The organism is Trichormus variabilis 0441 (genome assembly GCF_009856605.1).
Taxonomy (GTDB): Bacteria; Cyanobacteriota; Cyanobacteriia; order Cyanobacteriales; family Nostocaceae; genus Trichormus; species Trichormus variabilis.
This window is the reverse complement of record NZ_CP047242.1, coordinates 6,347,824-6,369,273: the sequence shown is the minus strand read 5'-3', so window position 1 is coordinate 6,369,273 and position 21,450 is coordinate 6,347,824. Positions and strand designations below refer to the sequence as shown.

Below are 21,450 nucleotides of genomic sequence, written 5' to 3'. Positions count from 1 at the left end.
GGGGATTGGGGACTAGGGATTGGGGACTGGGGACTGGGGACTGGGGACTGGGGACTGGGGATTGGGGATTGGGGACTGGGGATTGGGGATTGGGGATTGGGGACTGGGGATTGGGGACTGGGGATTGGGGATTTCTCCCCCTGCTCCCTGCCCCCTGCCCTCTACCTGCCCCCTGCCTTATTTCTTGCCTTGCCAAACGATGTCTTTTACTTGAATTTGTTTGGGAATTAGTTGGATTTTGTAAAAGGTATCGGCAATATCTTGCTGCTTGCTAATTACTTCATCTGTTAACGGGAAAACCCCATACTGTCGGCGTTTCTCGGCAACTTCCAAGGCGGCGGCGGGAATGCCTAATTCTGGTTCTAAAAATTTAGCTACTTCTTGGGGGTTATTGGCTGCCCATTTATCGACTTTGGTAACTTCATCTAACAGGGTTTTCAATACATCTCCATGAGTATTCACAAAGGCTTGACGCACCAGATAGTAACCTCGATTGGGTGCTAAATTTGTGGCATCGGTGAGAATCCTTGCACCTGTAGCCTGTTCAACTGCTGCTAGAAAAGGGTCCCAAATTGCCCAAGCATCAACGTTACCACCTTCAAAAGCTGCGCGGGCATCTGCGGGGGTGAGATAGGCGGGTTTGATGTCACTATAGTTTAGTCCGGCTGCTTCTAGGGCTTTGACTACTAAATAGTTAGTATTAGAACCTTTGGCAAAGGCGACTCTTTTACCCTTGAGTTCAGCGACAGTTTTAATTGGTGAATTTTTCGGTACGATAATTGCTTCGGCTTTGGGACTCCAAGGGTCGTAAGCTACATACAATAGGGGAACACCACCAGCTTGAGCAAAAATGGGGGGTGATTCTCCTGTATAACCAAAGTCGATACTACCTGCATTCATCGCTTCTAGCATCGGTGGCCCGGCGGGAAATTCTGTCCATGTAACCGTTGCACCGGCAGCAGTCAAGGCTTTTTCTACTTCTCCCCTGCTTCGCATTGCATTGAGAACTGTGGCTGCTTTTTGATAACCAATGCGAATTGCAACACCTTGAGTTGTAGGGGTGGGGCTTGCTGTTGACGTTACCGCAGAGTTGTTTGTATTGCTAGGAGAACAGGCAGAAATAACCAGACTCAAACTTAGCCCCAATGTAAACCAGCAGATAAATTTACGTATTCTAGACATCTCATAATTTTGAAGAAAGCGGCTGACCGTCTTCATTAGTTGAGGCAATACAAACTGACTCCACATAAGCACACTTAACTACATAACCAAAACAAATACTACGATATTTTGAGCAATTTACCGTATTTGAATGGTAAAATATTCACATACATAAGCAGTAAAAGCAAGCAGATGCGACAGATTGTGATGCTTTACAGCTAATAATTTCTAGGAATATTTGTTGTTTGAATCTTTAGGTGAACTTTTAAAGAAAAGAGACGCGATTAATCGCGTCTCTACAAAATGATCTGGTCTAATACCCCAACCCTTAGTGTGTGGTTTTTACATACCTTTGCCACTGATCACTGACAAAACTCTATCCTCTTGTGGGTGAGTAATTTTAATTACTAAATTGTTCAATAATCCCACCACCCAAAACTTTATCGCCGTCATACCACACTGCTGCTTGTCCGGGGGTGATGCTGAATTGGGGTTCATCAAATACCAAGCGGACGCGGGAGTTTTCCAGAGGAATGACTGTCACTGGTTCAGGTGCAGAACGATAGCGGATTTGTACGGCTGCACGAATTGGTGTGGATGGTTCAGGGATGGAAACCCAATTGACTCGGCTGACAGTACATTCTTCTTGAGTAGCTTTAGTGCGATCGCCTACTACTACTTTATTATTGACTGCATCCAATTCCACCACATACAGTGGTTCAGGTGCTGCAATCCCTAAGCCCTTACGTTGCCCAATCGTGTAATGATGGACACCATCATGTTGCCCTAAAATTTTGCCTGCGGTATCCACAATATCGCCTTTTTTGGGTGCGATATACTTATCCAGAAAAGCTCGCATGGAACCGTTACTTTCAACTAGGCACAGGTCTTGGCTTTCTGGCTTATCGGCAGTTTTTAGTCCATGTTCCGTGGCAATGCGACGGGTATCAGCTTTTTCCATTTCCCCTAGAGGAAATAGCGAGGCTGCCAGTAAATCTTGAGACAAATCATACAGAAAATAAGATTGGTCTTTGTTGCGGTCAACAGCCCTTAATAGTTGGTAACGTCCACTTGCTTCGTCGTAACTAATACGGGCATAATGACCTGTAGCGATGCGATCGCATCCCAATTGTTCCCTGGCATACTGTACCATTGGGCCGAACTTTACCGTTTTGTTGCACTGAGAGCAAGGCAATGGCGTAATCCCAGCACCATAACCAGTTACTAGATAATCGACAATATGAGTTTGAAACACATCCCGCATATCCACCACTTCATGGGGAATGCCTAACTGTTCACAAATATAAGCCGCGTCGATCATCCCTTCAGAGCAACACTGACCTTTGCCTTTCATTAGCCAAAGGGTTAAACCAATTACTTCATAGCCCTGATTATGGAGGATAGCGGCGGCTGTGGAACTGTCAACGCCACCAGAAAGACCGACGACAACTTTTTTCATAGTTCTAAATTTTGTACAAAATAGCGCTTTGCGGAATTTGAAATTTAAAAATCTACGCTATATAATAATTTCGGCTGTTTTTATCTACTAAATTAATCGTAGGTTGATAAATTTTTAACTGCTCAATTGTAGCATATATCCCTTACAAGCCTTATTAGTAAAGCGCTTCAGTTCCCAATCATAGATAATTTTCGGCGCGTTGAAAATTAAAGGGTTTGACGACGGCATTAACCCTGACTAAATTTGTCTCAAATCTCTGGCATCATTCACAGGAACTGCATATTTTTTCATGTATCCGTTGCCACCTGAGCATAGTCCCTTTAAGCTAGCAGTATAAAGTTCTACTAATTTAGTGTCTCAAGGCAATAGTCCATAAATTTTGTTTCTACCATGTCTATTCAGATAACGAGTAAATATATTACATTGCCTATAATGCCATTGTTATTAGGCAGTTGGTTAACACTAGTTCCTAGCCCAGCAAAAGGACAAATTAAAAACAATGATAGGGTTTTGCTAACTCAATCTGGGGTATTTGAAAGTTTACCACCACCACCTAATGTCCCCACCCAGGAACAGGAAGTGGAATTCAACCAATATCAACAAGATTATCAGCCCTATCAACCAGTACAGTATCAATATCAATCTGGACAAAACTTTCAGCGTTATTTTGTATATGTTGACAATAATAGTTACGACACTCTACAAAGAGTACGGCGCATTGAACCCAGCGCTTACATCCGCCAGTACAATGGTCGTTCTGTGATCCAGTCGGGAGTTTTTAATAGAGAATCAAATGCCCAACAGCGAGTCAGAGAACTAGAGTCATCTGGTATTTATGGTGCCAGAATTGCTGGTAGTGGAGATGGACAGGGAATACCCAACTCTCCTGGTGGGGGAAATTATGGAAGTGAACGGTCTAGGTATTATGTGACTATCCCCGCAAAACCAGAAGAGGTTCCTTCAATTGCCAATCGTATTAGATTAGCTGTGGGACGAAATAGTTTTGTCAGAGAAAGAAGACAACCTCTAGGGCCACACGTAGCAGTCGGGCCTTTTGTTCAAAGGACAGAAGCAGAACAATGGAGCAATTATCTGCGAAATATGGGATTTGCTAATGCTAGGGTTTACTACGGGAAGTAATCCCACAGAGTTAAGACTAGGGGCTAGTACAAGTAGGCAACAGTAAAACTATAATTGTGTCTCAAGCCCCTTATCTTCAGCACAACTAAGGGAACAAAAAAAATAAATTATCCGAAATTGATGGTTTGGTAGGGTGCGTCAGTGCCATAGAACCTAACTGTACTCAGAAAATATTCCTACTGACCCACTCTACATTTGGGATATTTTTTTATCTGGAAGTCCCTAACTCAATTTCTCAACCGAAAGCGCACTGGCATTTTATCGGACGGATAAATTAACAGGTTTTGCTGTAACTGTTCCAGGGAAGAACGACCGTTGACTAACTCCCAGTCGAAGTGACGGAGCAATAATGCTAGCATCATAGTCCCTTCCAGCATTGATAGATGCTCTCCCAAGCAACGATGAGGCCCTGAGCCAAAGTCTATCATTGGCAGACTACTAGTTTCCTTACTCTTGTCTAACCAACGTTCGGGCAGAAATTCCTCAGGATGAGCATAGACTTCTGGATCTCTTCCAGCAGCAAGCATTGACCAGGATATTCTTGTACCACTAGGGATCACTTTACCCTCAATTACCGTGTCGCGTTGAGCTTCCAAGGAAGTCGAGCCTGAAGCGACTGAATAAAGGCGTAACGTCTCCTTGAGAATTGCGCTAATATAAGCCAATTCCTTAAAGCTTTCTGTATTAATATTGTCTTGACTTTGCCAAGCTTGGTCAACAATGTCCCGTGCTTTCTGAAAAACCCTTGGATTTAAGCTTAACTCTCCTACGGCAAAAGATAGAGTATGAGCTGTTGTGTCGGTACCAGCTATGAGGAATTCAACAGATTCGGCTATTAATGTTTGGCGATTATATTTTGGTTCTTTAGCTGCAATTCTGACTAACATTGATTCACGAAACAAAGGACTGACTTGCGGAAAATCAGTTTTTTGTTCTCTCATCTGTAAAGCTAAATCTACACGGGGAGTTAAAAATTCCTCTAAATATCGTCTTGATGCCCAATAATCTTGTGAATTCTTGGTTGGCAAATATTTCATCCATATCTTCTCACCTGTAGCTTGTCGTAGAAATCGATAGCCTACAACACACATCGCTTCGTACACCTTGAGAACTTCCAGGGGAGGCCCTTCATTAGTAGTAATCGTTCTATCCACAGGGATACCTAGTACAAGAGAGGAAATCACCCTCATTGTTAGTTCTACAAACAGGGGATCTACCTCAACTTCTTTTGGTGGTGCAGTTTCCTTGAGTGTGTCAATTACTTGTTCACAGGCTTGGTGAATAATTTTAAGATATTTGGCGAGACTGCTAGAACTGAATTCTGGGTTCCAAACTTTGCGTCGCCACTGCCACTCATTTCCTGTTTCTCCTATAAGAATGGGGCCACTGATATCGTTCCACGCTTGGCGCAATCGTGCGGATCTGATTAAGCTACCATCTCTCATTCCATTGACGATGGTATCTTCGATAACTTTTGGTTTACTTAAAATGACAACCGGAGAACTACCATTCCAGACAACATACATCGGGCCTAGCTGCTGGCTCCAATCAAAAAATAATTGGAATAATTTTTTTTGTTTCACTGCTGCTAAAACTTGCGGAAGATTTCCTAACAGCCAGTGTTGAGGAGGGGAGGGGAGTGATTGTAGGGATTTGTATTTTTTCTTTTGTTTCCACCAACGCCAGGCAAATGTTCCCGCTATGGTAGTAAAACTGAAGATTGTCACTAAATAGGGAAAAGAGGAAGAATTATTCATCTGAGCAGTAACGTATTGGAGCATGAATCCGCCTTTGTCAACCAAAAACTTCAAATCACCCAGATACTAACGTATTCTTTCACTGCAATCTTTGTACTACATTTACAATACGATACTACACTAAAAAATAAGAGTAAATTCGCGTTTAATTGTGTGAACATCGGTGACGATGTAACTAAAAGCTTTGTTATTATCCAAGACATTGCTGTTGGCTTACTTCCAGAACCATCAGCCACAAGGATGCGATCGCCAGTAGAAGCACAACTGGTTGCTATGTAATTACACTTAGGAGATTGTTTTTAAAACTTCATTCGTCAGCTAATAGCCCACAAGACTGCCATCTACATCGTGAAGTTTACTGGGTCAGAATATCTTGCATTACCAAAAATATTGGTAATATTCCAACTTTTTTGGTATTGTTTTCCTAATGCTTACCACACGTAAGTAACTTCACTGAAGCATTTTCTATGAGCAAGAAAAAATTTATTGCTTGGATGACTGGGGCGATTACCAGCTTAATAGTGGCGATCGCCTTCCCATTGTTGATGTCTGCACCAGTTACAGCACAGACACCCCCCCCAACACCACAGGTGACGACAACCGTCACATCACCAAGTGCTACAGCCAGTCTGAGAGTTTACGCTGCGGTTAGTTTATTGGAAGCACTAACAGACGTGGAGAATGCTTACAATAACAGCACCTCCACACCAAAGATTAACTTTACAAATAGCCTAGATTCTTCAGGGATTTTGCTACAAAACATCAACTATGCACCAAATGAAACAGCTGGGATTCCAGATGTGTTTATTTCGGCTGCTACCTCTCAGATGACCAGTTTGCAGACGGCTGAAAAACTAGCTGCTGGTTGGCCACAGAACATTGCTAGAAATAGGCTCGTCTTAATCAAACCAAATACCCCTACTGCACCTGCTCCCACAGGTAACGCTATTTCGAGTTTCAGCACCCTTGTTAATAGTCCTCCAACGAGAGCTGGTATTCGCGGTATTGCTATAGGTAGCCCCTCAACTGTTCCAGCTGGAGAATATGCCAGACAAGTCCTGACTAGTACCGCTAGTGGTTGCGGTGGAGGTACCTACAATACGCTGCTGAATAACCCACTACCTAATAAGCTTATCTTTGCCACTAACGTCCGTAACGTTTTGAGTGCAGTTGAGACTAAAACTCTCGGTGGAAATGTCATTGATGCAGGTATAGTGTATGCGACAGATAAACAGGTTTCTACTCTAGTAACACAAGTAGGCCTAGCTGCTCCCTCAACTTGCCTAACTACTCCCATAGTCTATCCAGAAGCTGTACTTAACAGAACTACAAATGTTACAGCTGCTAATTCCTTTGCTAACTTTGTTGCTACCAATACAGCAGCCAGAAATGCCTTAACCAATCGTGGATTTCTAGCACCTTAAATCATAGGTAATGGATACCACCGATCCTATCGATAATTCGCTTCCAGAAATATCTATGATCTTTCAGCCAGATTCGGAGAAATTTTTCATGAAATCGACCAACAAAACTTTCAAACATTTGTTACTAACTATTACCAGTGCTTTTGTCAGTACTGCTGTAGGCATAGGTGGTTATACTTCTCAGGCACAAGCTGCCAAGTTAGGAAATATTGTGCAGAATGGCGACTTTACATACTGTCCACAAAACGTCTGTGACCCCAATGAACTATTGAATCCTAACGACCCTACTCGTGCTAATCCTTTTATTAGAGGATGGTTCAATAGTACGCAAAATGAAACTTTCTACACCACTTATCTAGAGAATTATACCGTCGATAGGGAATCTGATTATTCTAGAAGTGTACGTATGGCAGCATCAGCCGACTTTACTTACATATCCCAAAACTTGAACACCAAGAAGAATCAAAGATATCGATTGACCTACTACTTAGCTAACTCAGATGAGGAGAACTTAAGCACTTTTCGGACATATATAGGCGGTAACTTGGTAGAGGAAAGAAGTGATATTCCATTCCAAGATTTTACGCAATACACACTAGATTTTATAGCCACCTCAAAAATCACAGAGTTAAAGTTTGCCAGTTTCCAACAAAAAGCTTGGTACAACATCGATAATATCAGCGTCGTTCGGATTAATGATGACGGTCAACAATCTACTTCTGTACCTGAACCATCAATCATGGCTGGACTAGCCGTTGTAACTATGATGGGAATGCGTCATAGAAAAAACCGTTTGGCTAGTAGTGGTAAGTCCCAATTTGAGCTTGTTTGATTCTTATGTGATTGCATTTGAATAAGGTGAACAGGTAGGGGCGCAATATATTCGCCCCTCAAAAGATATGTAATCAACTTTATTTTAAAAGTAATTTTTTATACTAAAAATGGCAAAGCTACTAAAGCTAGACTTTACCAAAAATTTTGGTAAAAAAAGTTTATCAAACAGAATTCAGGAGTCAGGAGCCAGAATTCAGTATTAATTCTGTGCGACTGGCGGATGAATATTGGTTAAAACCTCGCCCCTCTGGTGCGTCCGCTACGCAAACGTGGGGGAAACAAATCTGAGACTTTTTCCTTATGTAAACTCTATCCCTTTATGGGTGGAGTATTCTGAATTCTGACTCCAGTTTTCTGACTCCTTTTTATCTATTGGCTGCGGTAGATGTAAGGATTTGACGCACGAGGGAATCAGTTAAATTTTTATTAGCACTCAGCATCAAAGCGACTACCCCAGCAACATAAGGAGTGGACATAGATGTTCCATTCCAAGAAGCATATTTGTTACCAGGAAGTGTCGAATAAATACCAACACCAGGGGCTGTGACATAGCTCAATAGCTCATTTCCGGCGAGGTTAGAGAAGCTAGCCATAATTCCAGACTTATCAACTGCGCCTACCGCTAGCCCCCAGTCTGTGGCATATCTAGCAGGGTAGTATGGTGTTAGCTGACCACCGTTTCCTGCTGCCATAACCACGATCGCGCCTTTGCTGCTAGCATATTGAATAGCCGATTGGATATTAATACTAGGTTGCTCTTTACCTAAACTCAAGTTAATCACATTGGCTCCATTGTTTGCCGCATAACGAATACCTTGAGCGATAGCATTATCAGCACCTGAACCATTATCAGCCAAAACCTTCACTGGCATAATCTTGGCATTATAGGCAATACCTGTAACACCAAAGCTATTTCTTACCCCGGCAATAGTCCCAGCTACATGAGTCCCATGTCCATTTTTGTCTAAGGTATTGTTGTTGTTGTCAACAAAGTTCCAGCCGTAAACATCATCAATATAGCCATTGCCATCATCATCCTTACCGTTACCAGCAATTTCTTTAAGATTTTTCCAGATATTACTGCTCAAATCGGTATGGTTGCGGTCAACCCCACCATCTACAACAGCGACAGTAATTCCTTGACCTGTATATCCTTTTGCCCAGACTTCTGGTGCGTTAATGAGGTCTGCACCCCAATTGTTACCACCTAAATTAACAACATCACCAAAGGTTGTCTGACCTAAGGCTTGAGCTACTGCGGCGGCGGCATTAATTAAGCCATAACCATTGGTAGAGCGAAAACTATTCTTGATGTTGATAGCTTTAGCAACAATGTTATTGCCTTCATTGGTTTCAATCAAATTGTTGTTACCATCAGCTTTGTACAGCAGATAATATTTACCTGCGGTGATATTATTCACAATCCTCAGTGAAGTTGTTTGTGAACTATAAGCACCTGCTGGAATACTACCAACATCCTGGGAACCTAAATATAGATCATCATTGCTGATAGTTTTATCTTTAGATATATAAAACATCGTAGAGCTAGGAAAAGCATTACCCACACTCTGGTTTTTAACTCGATAACTAATTCTAAAGCTATACCCAACAGTTACTGAACTAGGTGCTACAGGATTCTGAACAACTAAATCTGTCTGAATCAGATTAATATTGATGGCTGTCGCTAAAATGTTGTTGGTTTCATTACTTTCAATAAAATCTCCATTGCCATCAGCTTGGCACAATAAATAATAGCTACCAGCGACAATACCATTATCAATTCTGAGTGTGCTTGATTCTGAACTGTAAGCGCCTGCTGCAATACCGTCAACATAGTCTGAACCTAAGTAATAATCATCATCACTCACATTTCTATCTCTCGATAAGAAAAACATAGTATAGCTAGAGAAAGTATTCTCCGAGCCTTGGTTCTTAACTACATAGTTTACTTGGATAGTAGTTCCAATTGATGCTGTACTAGGAACTACAGCATTTTGGATGATTAAGTCTGGTTGACTAGATGTAACATCAATTGTTTGAGCAGTGAGATGAGTATTAGTATTTGAGACAGTTGCCGACAATAATGTATTATCTTGCTGAGTTGAAAAACTACTATGAAAGTTTGAGCTTAATATATCGTCAATCCTGAGTTCAGAGCTATAAGCATCATTATGTTCTGGAAAAGAGTTACCATTGCTAGTAACTCCATGAATAATATTGTTATTTATTGGAGTAAATTTAACTTGCATATTCTACCGCTAATAATTCAAAACTCAAAATACAATCATTATTAACAATTCAAAATTCAAAATACCCTACGGGAAGCTAAAGCTACAAAATTCAAAATTAAAGACGGTTGGAGTTGGTGATTTAAATCCCAACTTAACTGACACTACGTGTAGACTTAGCGCAAAGTCTGTAGCAAGATCCCGCAGGGTGCGTCAGTTTCCGGCGTTAGCGTAGCGGTAGCGAGTCTGCGTTCGCTTTTAGCGTCTCGTAGAGAGCGTCACAGAACCTTGTAAGAGAGGGGTGTTGAACCCTTGAATTTACGACCAATTCTGGATTGCTATTCAAATAAATAAAAAGTGTTGAGTAATTTTTATTCGCTCATACCGTTTCTTGATGTAGCTTGCCTGACGTAGCCATAGATGCACTTTATTCTTTACTGTAGAGACGTTGCATGAAACGTCTCTACATCATTTATCTGGCGCAACTTCATAGAGAATTGGTATCAATACTCAACACTAAGTTGCTAGCCAGTTCCTAAAATCTAAACGTAGTGCGAACAACACCGGTATAGATAGTATCGTTGTTGCTGTTATTTTCTGGGTTAAATATGACAATTAACCCTGGTGTAATCGAGATATTATTGTTCAGTTGGTAGCGATACAAAGCCTCCACATGGAAAGATGTATCTGTATCTTCACGCCGAGCGCTGGTAGCAGTCAAATTAGCGGGGCCAAAGTCATTACTGGTAACTCTTGGCGGTTGTCCAAAAATTAAACCACCCAAATTCCCCTTTTTCCCCAAATCGGGGAAAGCTAAAGTTACTGCCCAGTTCCAAATATCTGCTTGATCACCACGGTTGACTGTAGTACCGGAACTGGCTTCGGCTATAGCTTGGGTATATCCGACCCATCCAGAGACTATAAACTGGGGATTGAAACGGTAACTCGTTTGTAAACCATAATAATTGGCGGAAGTAGACACCGCAGAACCAAACGGGGTATTAGCGAAAGCACTACCATAAGCGCCGGAAACGGTAACATCCCCGGCTTCACCACTAAAGTAGGAGTGAGCATAGCTCAAACCCAGGGTTAAGTTTGTGTTTGGTTGAAATTCTAACTGCGCCAAGGCTCCATAACTACCATCAAATAAACCTCTACCGGGTGTCGGCTCACTGCCTCGTCTGGCTAGATATCCCGCCGAGAAAGTCACAGCATTACTCAATTGAAATATGGCGCTAATTCCTGAACCGGTATTGCTAGCAGAACCAGTGTTACTCGCTCGGTAAATAGGCGAGAAGCGACCAAAACGGGATACTGCACCGGTAGGAGCTGATGCTAACAGGGGATTGATCGTATTGAAGTTATCGTAAAATTCTCCACCAATGGCATCAATAATGATGTTGAGTTTATCACCTACAGGAAAGCGGTAAAATAGCTTGCCTAATTGAACACTGTTATCTAAGTTACCAGTTGCATCCCACCCCAGACGACTCATATTAGTGCCTGTCACTGGAGCATTAAATGCGGTAGTGTTGTTTGCTTCTAGCCGAGCAAACAAGCGGTCTTTGCCAGTGAAACTAGAGACTAAATTCAAGCGGACGCGATCGCTTAAAATAGCATTATCTTGCAGATTCCTTCCTGCGGCTCCATAGGCACTATTTTTAGCATTCTCCCGTGCAGTACCAGCAGGCTGTGCATTTATGGTTCGCCATTGGTCAGAGTTTAACGCTCTATCTCCACCAAACACACTACCAACAGTAAGAATTACCTCTGCATTCAACTTGGTAGTGGTAGAAAATTGTTGACTTTCTAAGATGGCTGTACGCCCTTCTAGTCCATCTACCCTTCCCCGCAGTTCTGCTAGTCCTTCGGCAAACTCTTCTTGCAGTCTTTGTAGTGTGGCTAAATCTTCTTTTGTGACTAAATCCGCCGTACTTGTCCCAATCAGTTCGTTAATCCGATTCAAGCAAGCATTCAAACCAGCAGCAAACTCATAGCGAGTTATGGCGCGATTACCCCGAAAGCTGCTGTCGGGATATCCAGCAATACAACCATAACGCTCAACTAAAGATTGTAAAGCTTGAAAAGCCCAGTCTGTCGGTTGCACATCAGATAGTTGCGAAACAGATGTCACCTGAGTGATTGATGAGTTATCATCCGCTTCTTGTTGTGTTTCAACGTCTCCTGCTACCGGAGATGCTGATACAACTTGAGCCATTAACACATTCACTCCCAGCAGTACGGGAGCTATAAACAAAGACTTACATACGATGTTAAACATTTGCCTCACACCTGAACAACTTGCTACCAATCTAGTTGGTATAAAATAAGTTAATATACATTATTAACTGTAAAAAGTACTTTTTGCTACTAATTTTTATAGAGAGATATTTTTGAGGCGATCGCTCAATTGTTGCTATTCCCTGACTTAATGGATTGATTTTTACCAATTACGTTGGTAATGTATTGTTGTCTGTTAAATGACCAGTGTTCCTTTCCAGATGAGGCTTTCAATCTCTAATTAATTACTACTTGAGTGTAATTCACCAGATAATCAAGCAGTAGTTATGAATATTGCGTGATTATATACCAACCATGAAAAAGCAGTTTTGTGCCTTTTCATTGATGGCCTTTGCTGTCAATGTTACATTACCAACCCCAGTATCTGCCGTCACTTTATATGGTGCTGGTAGTTTGCGGAATAGCCTGACGGAAGTAGCACAAGCTTTTACAGCAGATTATGGCATCACTGTAGAGACTTATTTTGGCCCTTCAGGTTTAACAAGAGTCAAAATAGAGGATGAATTATCTAGCAATGTAAAAACCGCAGATGTCTTTGCCAGTGCTGATTTAGGAAATCCCCAACAACTATTTCAAAAAGGTTTGAGTAATTCTGGACAGAATTTTACTAGCAATCGTATGGTTGCTATTGTCAGACCAGGGTTAACTGGTGTCACATCAGATAATATCTTAGAATTCTTACTCGATCCAATCATCAAGGTAGGCACATCAACACCATTAGCTGACCCTTCTGGAGACTACGCCTGGCAGATATTTGATAAAGCTGATGCCATTAAACCAGGTAGTTCGCAAACTCTCAAAACTAAAGCCTTGCAATTAGTAGGTGGGAATCCCTCTGCACCCTCAGTTCCCACCGGAGAAAATAATCTCGTCTATTTCCTCAAAACCAATCCCCTTGCAGATATCTTTTTAGCTTATTACACCAGTGGTAAAACTGCTCAAGAACTAGAAGCAGGTAAAGATTTACAAATAGTAGAGTTACCGAATTATTTAGCCACAAAGGCTGATTATGGTTTGACTGTAATTAAAAATGCAGATCCCGACGGAGAGAAATTAGCTGCATATATCCTCTCATCAAAAGGGCAAGCCATCCTAGCAAAATATGGATTTGGCACTCCTTCAACTTCTATTCCTGAACATCAAGGTGCGTATGGAACTTTATTAGCCTTAAGTGTGGCTTTTGCTGTTCAGAAAAAGTTATCTCATAGCAGAAAATCAACAGCAACTACCAAAGTTTAACTATCGCTTGTATAGAGAAACTATCAATTTCACAAAGACGCGACTGTGAATCAAATTATCTTGAAAAAAATCTCACAAAACATGAACAAAATTAGTCTTTCTTTAATAGCCGGATTAGCATCTAGTTTTTTACTGGCTCAACCTACTCATGCTGCCACACTAGGTCAAAATTTAATTATCAATGGTGATGCAGAGCAAGGATTAGGAGACTCCATAGGTAATGCAGTCGGTGCTGACATTCCCTTGATTCCAGGTTGGACTACAACTGGTAATTTTAGTGTGTTGGAATATGGAGCAACAGGCTTTGAATTTACTAATGGCCTTGGTAATGTCGTGAGAGTTAACCTACCAGATGTTAATGTTCCTGGCCCAGATGACAGAGGTAAAAATCTCTTTTTTGGTGGTGCTAGTAGAGCCTCATCTAGTGCTTCCCAATCTATTGATGTCAATAGTATTGCTTCAGTAATTGATGCAGGTAAAGCAGTTTTTGATTTGAGTGGTTGGTTAGGTGGATATGATGATGATGACGATATTGCAACACTCAATATTACTTTCCTTGGGCAGACAAACCAATCTCTAGGAATTGCTAATATTTCTGCGCCAAATGCAGCCGAAAGAAATAACGTTACAGGGTTATTTTTGCGAGGAACTAATGGTTTTGTTCCTGCCGGAACACGTCAAATTAATGTAGTTCTAAATGCCAATCATACAGGAGGTCGAGTCAACGACTCTTATGCTGATAACCTCTCATTAGTAATTACTCAAGTCCCAGAACCCACAATATCAGGTTTATCGCTGCTGATTGCATCAGGTTTAATGACTAGAAAATTGCGGAGAAGCCGCCGCCAATTTAATTAATTTTTGCAGTTGAATCTGTTGGTAGTAAGGACTTTATTCCTAAATTTCTAAGCACTAAAGTGCTTACTACAAACTTTGTGTGTGTGAGGAATTGTTTTAAAGACGTTTTCATTGTTTGGTTTAATTACCAGTAGTGCATTATTTATTGTTCACGAATCTGTAAAAGCACAGACTCAGGTTCCATCTACACCCCAAGCTTATATTTTTTAGTCCACAATAATTAGACCAGAGCCAATAATGCCAGCGATCGCACCAAATAACAAGTGCATTATTAAAGGATATACATATCCATTGCCAAACACACCAAAGCACTCCTGGTATAAACTCTTTGCCACTAACCACTGACCACTGACCACTGACAAAACTCTAATCCCCATGTGGTTGGAGTCTTTATTTTGGATTTTGAATTGATTCGTCCGGCTAAAGCCCCTACTAAACAAGAGTTTGGATAACTTTCTGCAAATTTTGTCAAAAATTTTTATCTCTCGCAAGTAAACTAGCGATTTGTATGCTATGCTTTACTTATAGGGAATCAAAAAAGCAAAAGTATTGGGTAAACTCAAACCCACGACTATTGTCTAAGTCAAAGAAGTAAATCCGCCACGGCTTTGCGTAAAGTACAGTAGAAATAAAAAGCCAATGAAGCAGGATAGTGGCCTCCTTAATAACTTGAAAGCAATCAGAACGCGCTTAGGGATGAGCCAGCAAGATTTGGCTAACATTGCTAGTGTAACTCGTCAGACCATTAGTGGTGTGGAATCGGGACAATATGCCCCCTCAGTGGCGATCGCACTACGCATAGCTAAAGCACTTGGTTGTCAAGTTGAGGATCTATTCTGGCTAGACCAAGACTTACCTACAATTGAAGCAGTCCTCACAAAACCCATACCCGCAGATCAGTCCATACGCCTGAGTTTAGCAAGGGTTGGCGGACAATGGGTCGCTTATCCCCTATTGGGTAAAGATGCCTTTCGCCAAGATATGATTCCGGCAGATGGGGAAGGAGTGAGCCAAACAGGAAGCGGTAAAGTGCAAGTGAGGCTGTTAGATGATAACTTAGCCGCACTGCATAACACAGTAGTGATTGCAGGTTGCTCGCCTGTAATTGCACTCTGGGCAAGAGCTACCGAACGCTGGCATCCACAACTGCGAGTACATTTTACCTTTGCCAACAGCATAGATGCCCTGCAAAGTCTATGCAGAGGTGAAGCGCACATTGCTGGGATGCACCTATATGATCCCAAAACTGACGAACATAACGTGCCGTTTGCCCGTGAAATCTTAGCAGGAAGGGAAGCTGTTTTAGTAACTCTAGGTTTATGGGAAGAAGGGCTGATAGTCCCATCGGGTAATCCCAAGGGTTTTAAAACACTAAACGATGTAGTAGAAGCACAAGCAACCATCGTCAATCGTGAAGTTGGTGCTGGTAGTCGAATGCTTTTAGAGCAAAAACTGCAACAAGAACACATACCATTTGCAGCAGTCAAAGGATTTGAGCAGATTGCCACTAGCCATCAAGATGTTGCCCAAGCCGTCGCACTAGGGTTTGTGGATGCAGGTATTAGTACAGCATCCGTCGCTGCTACCTTTGGCTTAGGATTTGTACCTCTGCATCAATCAAGATATGATTTAGTGATTCTGAAGGAATATTTAGAAGAAGCACCTATACAACAATTGTTGAGTACCTTGGGACATCGCATGGTTCACTCGCAACTAGAAGTCCTCGGTGGCTATGACATTACAAAAATTGGGGAAGTTGTAGCAACGGTTTAGATTGGGGACTGGGGATTGGGGACTGGGGATTGGGGACTGGGAAAATTATCCCCTAAACCCCTACATCCCTACACCCCTCTCTACACCCAAAGCGGTTGCTCTTCAGACATCGCTTGACTAAATACTTGTACTAACACAGGAATATGTTTTGGATTTACACACCTTGTGTTGTAGAACGCGCACCTCCAAAGACGTTCTACAACAAGTCACGACTGTAACTTAACAGTCTGAACGCTTCAGATGACAGACATACCAAAATTACACCATTACTAGGAGACTAAATCATCATGTCCGACGAAAACATTAGACAGATAGCTTTTTACGGTAAAGGCGGTATCGGTAAATCCACCACTTCCCAAAATACCCTCGCAGCAATGGCAGAAGTGGGACAACGTATTCTGATTGTCGGATGTGACCCCAAAGCAGACTCTACCCGCTTGATTCTCCACACCAAAGCACAAACTACCGTACTTCACTTAGCTGCTGAACGCGGTGCAGTGGAAGACTTAGAACTTGATGAAGTAGTACTCAAAGGCTTCCGCGATATCAAATGCGTAGAATCTGGTGGTCCAGAACCCGGTGTAGGTTGCGCTGGTCGTGGTATTATCACCGCTATTAACTTCCTCGAAGAAAACGGTGCATATCAAGACGTAGATTTCGTATCTTACGACGTATTAGGTGACGTTGTATGCGGTGGTTTCGCCATGCCAATTCGGGAAGGGAAAGCGCAAGAAATCTACATCGTTACTTCCGGTGAAATGATGGCGATGTACGCTGCAAACAACATCGCTCGCGGTATTTTGAAATATGCTCACTCCGGCGGTGTACGCCTGGGTGGTCTAATTTGTAACAGCCGTAAAACTGACCGGGAAGACGAACTGATTACCACACTCGCAAACCGATTAAGTACCCAGATGATTCACTTCGTTCCCCGCGACAACATCGTGCAGCACGCAGAGTTACGCCGGATGACTGTGAACGAATACGCACCTGATAGCAATCAAGCTAATGAATACCGCACATTAGCCGACAAGATTATCAACAATCAAAATATGGCTGTTCCTACACCCATCGAAATGGATGAGTTAGAAGCATTGTTGATTGAGTTCGGTATCCTTGAAAGCGACGAAGACAAGGAAAAATTGGTCGGTATGAGCAAAGCTGAAGAAGAAGCTCTCAAGAAGCAAGAAGAACTCAAAGCTCAAGCACTGGAAGCTGTGCAGAAAGGCAACGTTGAAGTTGTTTCCCGTAACAATAAATAGAGCTATTGTTCATTATTAGCGTCTAAATAAACTATGGGGTGGATTATTTCTATCCACCCTTAAAGACCAAATTCATCAAAATCTGGAGGTACTCTTATAGCTGAAATCAACTCTTTGTTTTTTACACTTCTCGTCTTTACCACATCTTTTTTCTTTTCGCTTTTTTAATGTTGAATTAGTAAATTATCTTATTTTTTCTCCTTCTCTGCTACGTTGGTTTTTTGTTACATAGGGAATTGGGAATTCCTGCTTCCTATTCCCTAATTTTTTTATTTTTAAAATGTTCACAACAAGTTACTTTGTTGGCGAGTTCTACGTTTACACCAGGGGATATAGAAGAGGTTAAAGAGATTATCGCTGCTTTTGGGTTGGAAGCGTAGGCGTAGCCCGCCGAAGGCATCGCCATTCCTGATCTTTCTGCTTTACTAGATAGTCATGTGGCTCACACATCTAGCCATATTACAAGCAGTGGAACAACCGTAACGCAACTGAGGGCGATCGCCGATTCTGTTTTCACCATCGCGTTAGGTGAGAGTATGCGGAACGCTGCAAAGTTCCCCCGTCTTAGAAAAACTAGCAATTCCTTGTGTGAACATCGGTGATTTAGAAGACTTTGAGCAATTAGCCACAGGTGCTGACTTATTAATTGCCAATTCTCATGCAGACACCATCTCTCAACGCTTACAAATCCCCCTTTATCGCCAAGGGATTCCTATTTGCGATGGTCTTCGACCGACCGTAGGTCATCGCGTAGGTAACGCCATGTTAACAAAAGTTGGCTACCAAGGAACAATGCAAACTCTATTTGCGATCGCCAACCTCCTCCTAACCCGTTAAGAGATTTGCGACTAAAAAATATACTATCGCTTTGGAAAGCAGGGGAAGAAGAATCTCATGATCTCCGCACCCCTCTGCGTTTATCTCCGCGTTTAACAACCTTCCAACCAAAAACAAAGCGATACTAAAGTTTAGTATCGCTTAAATAATTAAAAACTTGAATTACTCCTCATCATAAGCATATACCAATTCCTTATTTTCCTCAGATAGAGCCTTACGTAGAAGAGGTGGTGCATCACCGTTGAGACTCTGTACTAATACGTGCAAAATATCAGGAATCTTATCATATTCCTGCGCTCTCACAAGAGTTATACCCTGCTTAATTAACTTATTACCTACCGGCTTACCAATAGCTTTAACATAGACAATTTTACAGTCAAGAATTGCCTCCATTTTTGGTGTAATTTTATCCTCATGGGTAGCTTCTTCTAAGTCACCTTCAAAGGTTAAAGTTTCCACAAAATTAAATCCATCCTTAGTTACCTCATAAACATCAATTTCCTTGGCTACACCGAAATGAGTGTCAATATGAGTTCCGTCGCTAGTCGTAAAAGCTACTTTCATTGATTTACTCCGTAAAAAAAGTGATTGTTTTTCATCCCATTCCCCTACACCCTTAATTTTTCCTACTCCCAAGGAGCAGGTTGCCTAACTTGTTTCCACACAGGACTATACAAGGCTTCATAAAATTCCCGCGCCATTTCCACCATTCCCGCATAACCAGCGTAAGCATGATGACGCTCATGATTAATATCTAAAAAAGGAATACGTGCTTTAATTGCTGTGTATTGATTACTAGCACCAGCAACTAAAATATCCGCATTCATATCTTCTATTACTTGTAATAAAGCCTTGGGGCCACCCTTAGCCAAAACCATGCCATCTTGACCAAGTAATTCCTTAATTTTAACTTTTTCATCTTGAGTATTCTTCCTATCACTAGTAGCAACAACCTTCATACCCAAGTCTTTTGCTGCTAAAATTACTGACCAACTTTTCACACCTCCACTATAAAGGACAATACGTTTTCCTTGTAACTGAGAACGATAAGGAGCAAGGGCAATATCTAAAGCTGCGGTTTCCTCCGCAATTAACCATTCCGTTCTTTCTTGTAAGTATTGATCACCGAATGCTGCTGCAATATTTCGCAAACAACTATTCATGTTCTCTATGCCAAAGAAAGACTCTTCAATATAAGGAATGCCGTAACGCTCCTGCATTGTTTGTGCCATTTTTAGTGACACATTCGAGCAAATTACCACATTTAATTTCGCGCGGTGAGCATAGCAAATTTCTTGATAACGTGCATCACCGGTAATTTTGGAAAGAACGCGAATACCTAATTTCTGCAACAGTGGTAAAATATTCCAGATTTCCCCAGCAACATTATAATCACCAATAATATTGATATCAAATGGCGTAGTAAATTCTGGTTCGGCTGTTCCCACTACATAATCTAATAAAGCTTCCCCGGCAATACGATTGCCTAAATTTTTACTCCCAAGAAATCCAGGTGCGTTGATATAAACAACCGGAATCCCGACTTGATTTGTAGCTTTTTTACAAACACTTTCGATATCGTCACCAATCAAAGCCGTGACACAAGTAGAATAGACAAAAATAGCAGCCGGATTATAACGTTGAGCAATATGTAAAATAGATTTTTCTAGCTTCTTTTCACCGCCAAAAATGATTTCATTCTCACTCAAATCAGTAGAGAAACCCATTTGGTAGAGTTCAGAGCTAGAAGAAAGACTACCCCGACTACCCCAAGGATTGCGCGTGCAACCAACAGGGCCATGTACTAAATGCACTGCATCAGTAATTGGACCAAGAGCCACCATCGCCCCCTCAAAAGGACAATTTCCCTGCGCTGCACCTGGTTTTGGTGGTTTTTTACAAGTAGTTTTATTGGGCTTGCTCTGCAATTTCTTGACGTTATATTCGCAGGCTATTTCGTTGAGTAGTTTGTTGATTTCTTCCTGAGTATTTCTCATGTTAGTTAAGATAAATAATTCAATACAGTCCCTATCACAAGACAACCTATATTTTCTAGCAATTTACCGTTAAAGATGTAGAGTGCGTCAGTGGGAGAAAACTTAACCATACCCAAGAATTATTTATACTGACGCACCTTACTAAAGCGTCAATTTCGGATAATTGATTTTCTGGTGTTCCCTAAATTAAGTTCTCTAAAATTCTAGAAATTAGAGAAAGTGGGAAAGGGTAATTGCCCTTTACCCAAGATAAATGCACCCTAACCAGCAAGCTTTTATATTGAGCGAAAAGTTATCAAGCTAATAGTTGAACATAGCGAAAAAAACTTTTCAATACCATGTGAAATAGCTAAAAAATCACTCAGATAGAAACAGCCAAGTCTTCTAACGCATTCCGGTATTGTTGGAAGACCTGTTACGCTTTCGCTATTTTTATCCTTTCTAGTGCAAGTATATCATACATATTGCCATATTACTTGCCTTTTTTTGAATTTCATCACGAAAAACTATTTTTTTAGTAGAAATACTTATTAAAATCGGAATTATGCAAGTTAACCTAACATTGTGCTAAAATAATTGCGTAACACATATACATTGCCTGCAATGACTTATGATGATGCTTTAGTTCCGGGGAAGAGATCGCCACAGATTAACACTCGTTTTACAGAAGGGTGATTTTAAATAAGGAGCAAAAGCCTTATACAAGCCAACAGAAGCTAGTAAAACAGACAACTGCAATTTTATCAACCACTGCGATCGCACTTGTCATGGATTAATTCCTCAAAAGGTAGACATATCTTAGTAAGGCATTTGTTTGCCTAAAGTTTATAAGGTCAAATGTGACCGATGTAACACAATCAACAGTTTGGTAATAATATATGCCAAGGAAAGAACAAGGCTGGATTACATTTCAGGCTTCGCCAGAAGAAATAGAATTGTTGGAAGAACTATGCCAAAAGTCTCAACGTACCAAAACAGAGGTTCTGCGAGAACTGCTCAGAAGTCTGAGTGGAAATTACAGGCGATCGCTTCAATCAAAACCAACTAAAAAACTACAAAATAAAAATAATAGGTAATATCAAAGTCAATAATATATATAGAATATAACAACACTCATATTTACATATTCTGTCTACGCGCATCCATAAAAATGATTAATAGACAGAATATTTTTTTGTTT

16 protein-coding genes and 2 pseudogenes are annotated in these 21,450 nt (G+C 41.3%); 10 read left to right on the top strand and 8 right to left on the bottom strand.

Annotated elements, in window-relative coordinates; translation table 11 throughout:
• Positions 1 to 177: 177 nt before the first annotated feature.
• Together GSQ19_RS26315 and mnmA are read right to left on the bottom strand one after the other, a co-directional pair.
• Entirely contained in the window at positions 178 to 1,182 is a 1,005-nt protein-coding gene (locus GSQ19_RS26315; RefSeq protein ID WP_224311866.1) for a sulfonate ABC transporter substrate-binding protein, read from the bottom strand.
• Positions 1,183 to 1,561: 379 nt separating this feature from the next.
• Positions 1,562 to 2,620: a tRNA 2-thiouridine(34) synthase MnmA gene (gene mnmA / locus GSQ19_RS26310; protein WP_011320753.1), complete on the bottom strand. Its 1,059-nt coding sequence runs from the start codon at positions 2,618 to 2,620 to the stop codon at positions 1,562 to 1,564.
• A 390-nt stretch (positions 2,621 to 3,010) separates the two neighbouring features.
• On the opposite strand from mnmA, the gene GSQ19_RS26305 reads away from it, so the two are divergent.
• On the top strand, positions 3,011 to 3,760 hold the full coding sequence (locus GSQ19_RS26305) for a hypothetical protein (RefSeq protein ID WP_011320752.1): 750 nt from the start codon (positions 3,011 to 3,013) through the stop codon (positions 3,758 to 3,760).
• Positions 3,761 to 3,987: 227 nt separating this feature from the next.
• Here the strand turns inward: GSQ19_RS26305 and GSQ19_RS26300 are convergent, their stop codons facing one another.
• On the bottom strand, positions 3,988 to 5,541 hold the full coding sequence (locus GSQ19_RS26300; RefSeq protein ID WP_011320751.1) for a cytochrome P450: 1,554 nt from the start codon (positions 5,539 to 5,541) through the stop codon (positions 3,988 to 3,990).
• Between the two features lie 129 nt (positions 5,542 to 5,670).
• Between GSQ19_RS26300 and GSQ19_RS30345 the strand changes: the two genes are divergently transcribed.
• The 3 genes from GSQ19_RS30345 to GSQ19_RS26290 all read left to right on the top strand — a co-directional run bounded on the left by GSQ19_RS30345 (position 5,671) and on the right by GSQ19_RS26290 (position 7,773).
• Positions 5,671 to 5,796: a hypothetical protein gene (locus tag GSQ19_RS30345; protein WP_255449083.1), complete on the top strand. Its 126-nt coding sequence runs from the start codon at positions 5,671 to 5,673 to the stop codon at positions 5,794 to 5,796.
• 188 nt (positions 5,797 to 5,984) lie between these two features.
• Positions 5,985 to 6,941 carry a molybdate ABC transporter substrate-binding protein gene (modA, locus tag GSQ19_RS26295; protein ID WP_011320750.1) on the top strand — a complete coding sequence of 319 codons (957 nt, stop codon included), beginning with the start codon at positions 5,985 to 5,987 and terminating at the stop codon, positions 6,939 to 6,941.
• Between the two features lie 88 nt (positions 6,942 to 7,029).
• A complete protein-coding gene (locus GSQ19_RS26290) occupies positions 7,030 to 7,773 on the top strand; it encodes a PEP-CTERM sorting domain-containing protein (protein WP_011320749.1) in 744 nt (247 codons plus the stop codon).
• A gap of 367 nt (positions 7,774 to 8,140) precedes the next feature.
• Here GSQ19_RS26290 and GSQ19_RS26285 read toward each other — a convergent pair whose 3' ends face one another.
• Together GSQ19_RS26285 and GSQ19_RS26280 are read right to left on the bottom strand one after the other, a co-directional pair.
• A complete protein-coding gene (locus GSQ19_RS26285; RefSeq protein ID WP_011320748.1) occupies positions 8,141 to 10,024 on the bottom strand; it encodes a S8 family serine peptidase in 1,884 nt (627 codons plus the stop codon).
• A 514-nt stretch (positions 10,025 to 10,538) separates the two neighbouring features.
• Positions 10,539 to 12,284: an iron uptake porin gene (locus GSQ19_RS26280; protein WP_011320747.1), complete on the bottom strand. Its 1,746-nt coding sequence runs from the start codon at positions 12,282 to 12,284 to the stop codon at positions 10,539 to 10,541.
• Positions 12,285 to 12,598: 314 nt separating this feature from the next.
• Between GSQ19_RS26280 and GSQ19_RS26275 the strand changes: the two genes are divergently transcribed.
• Entirely contained in the window at positions 12,599 to 13,543 is a 945-nt protein-coding gene (locus GSQ19_RS26275; protein ID WP_011320746.1) for a molybdate ABC transporter substrate-binding protein, read from the top strand.
• An 81-nt stretch (positions 13,544 to 13,624) separates the two neighbouring features.
• Positions 13,625 to 14,401 carry a hypothetical protein gene (locus GSQ19_RS26270; RefSeq protein WP_011320745.1) on the top strand — a complete coding sequence of 259 codons (777 nt, stop codon included), beginning with the start codon at positions 13,625 to 13,627 and terminating at the stop codon, positions 14,399 to 14,401.
• 206 nt (positions 14,402 to 14,607) lie between these two features.
• Here the strand turns inward: GSQ19_RS26270 and GSQ19_RS26265 are convergent, their stop codons facing one another.
• Positions 14,608 to 14,778 carry a hypothetical protein gene (locus tag GSQ19_RS26265; protein ID WP_153228436.1) on the bottom strand — a complete coding sequence of 57 codons (171 nt, stop codon included), beginning with the start codon at positions 14,776 to 14,778 and terminating at the stop codon, positions 14,608 to 14,610.
• A 262-nt stretch (positions 14,779 to 15,040) separates the two neighbouring features.
• On the opposite strand from GSQ19_RS26265, the gene GSQ19_RS26260 reads away from it, so the two are divergent.
• The 3 genes and pseudogenes from GSQ19_RS26260 to GSQ19_RS26250 form a co-directional block, all read left to right on the top strand.
• The gene (locus GSQ19_RS26260) at positions 15,041 to 16,174 is read left to right on the top strand and encodes an XRE family transcriptional regulator (protein ID WP_011320743.1); all 1,134 of its coding nucleotides are present in this window, start codon (positions 15,041 to 15,043) and stop codon (positions 16,172 to 16,174) included.
• A gap of 287 nt (positions 16,175 to 16,461) precedes the next feature.
• Positions 16,462 to 17,436, top strand: a complete 975-nt coding sequence (gene nifH / locus GSQ19_RS26255; RefSeq protein ID WP_011320742.1) for a nitrogenase iron protein — start codon at positions 16,462 to 16,464, stop codon at positions 17,434 to 17,436.
• Positions 17,437 to 17,720: 284 nt separating this feature from the next.
• A pseudogene (locus GSQ19_RS26250) lies at positions 17,721 to 18,273 on the top strand (nitrogenase component 1); the annotation flags it as partial.
• 162 nt (positions 18,274 to 18,435) lie between these two features.
• Here GSQ19_RS26250 and nifX read toward each other — a convergent pair.
• Both nifX and nifE read right to left on the bottom strand, forming a co-directional pair.
• Positions 18,436 to 18,837, bottom strand: coding sequence for a nitrogen fixation protein NifX (gene nifX, locus GSQ19_RS26245; protein ID WP_011320741.1), 402 nt, complete (start codon positions 18,835 to 18,837; stop codon positions 18,436 to 18,438).
• A 62-nt stretch (positions 18,838 to 18,899) separates the two neighbouring features.
• Entirely contained in the window at positions 18,900 to 20,270 is a 1,371-nt protein-coding gene (gene nifE / locus GSQ19_RS26240) for a nitrogenase iron-molybdenum cofactor biosynthesis protein NifE (RefSeq protein WP_011320740.1), read from the bottom strand.
• 878 nt (positions 20,271 to 21,148) lie between these two features.
• Here nifE and GSQ19_RS26235 point away from each other — a divergent pair.
• Positions 21,149 to 21,280, top strand: a pseudogene (locus tag GSQ19_RS26235) (ribbon-helix-helix protein, CopG family); the annotation flags it as partial.
• Between the last annotated feature and the right edge of the window lie 170 nt (positions 21,281 to 21,450).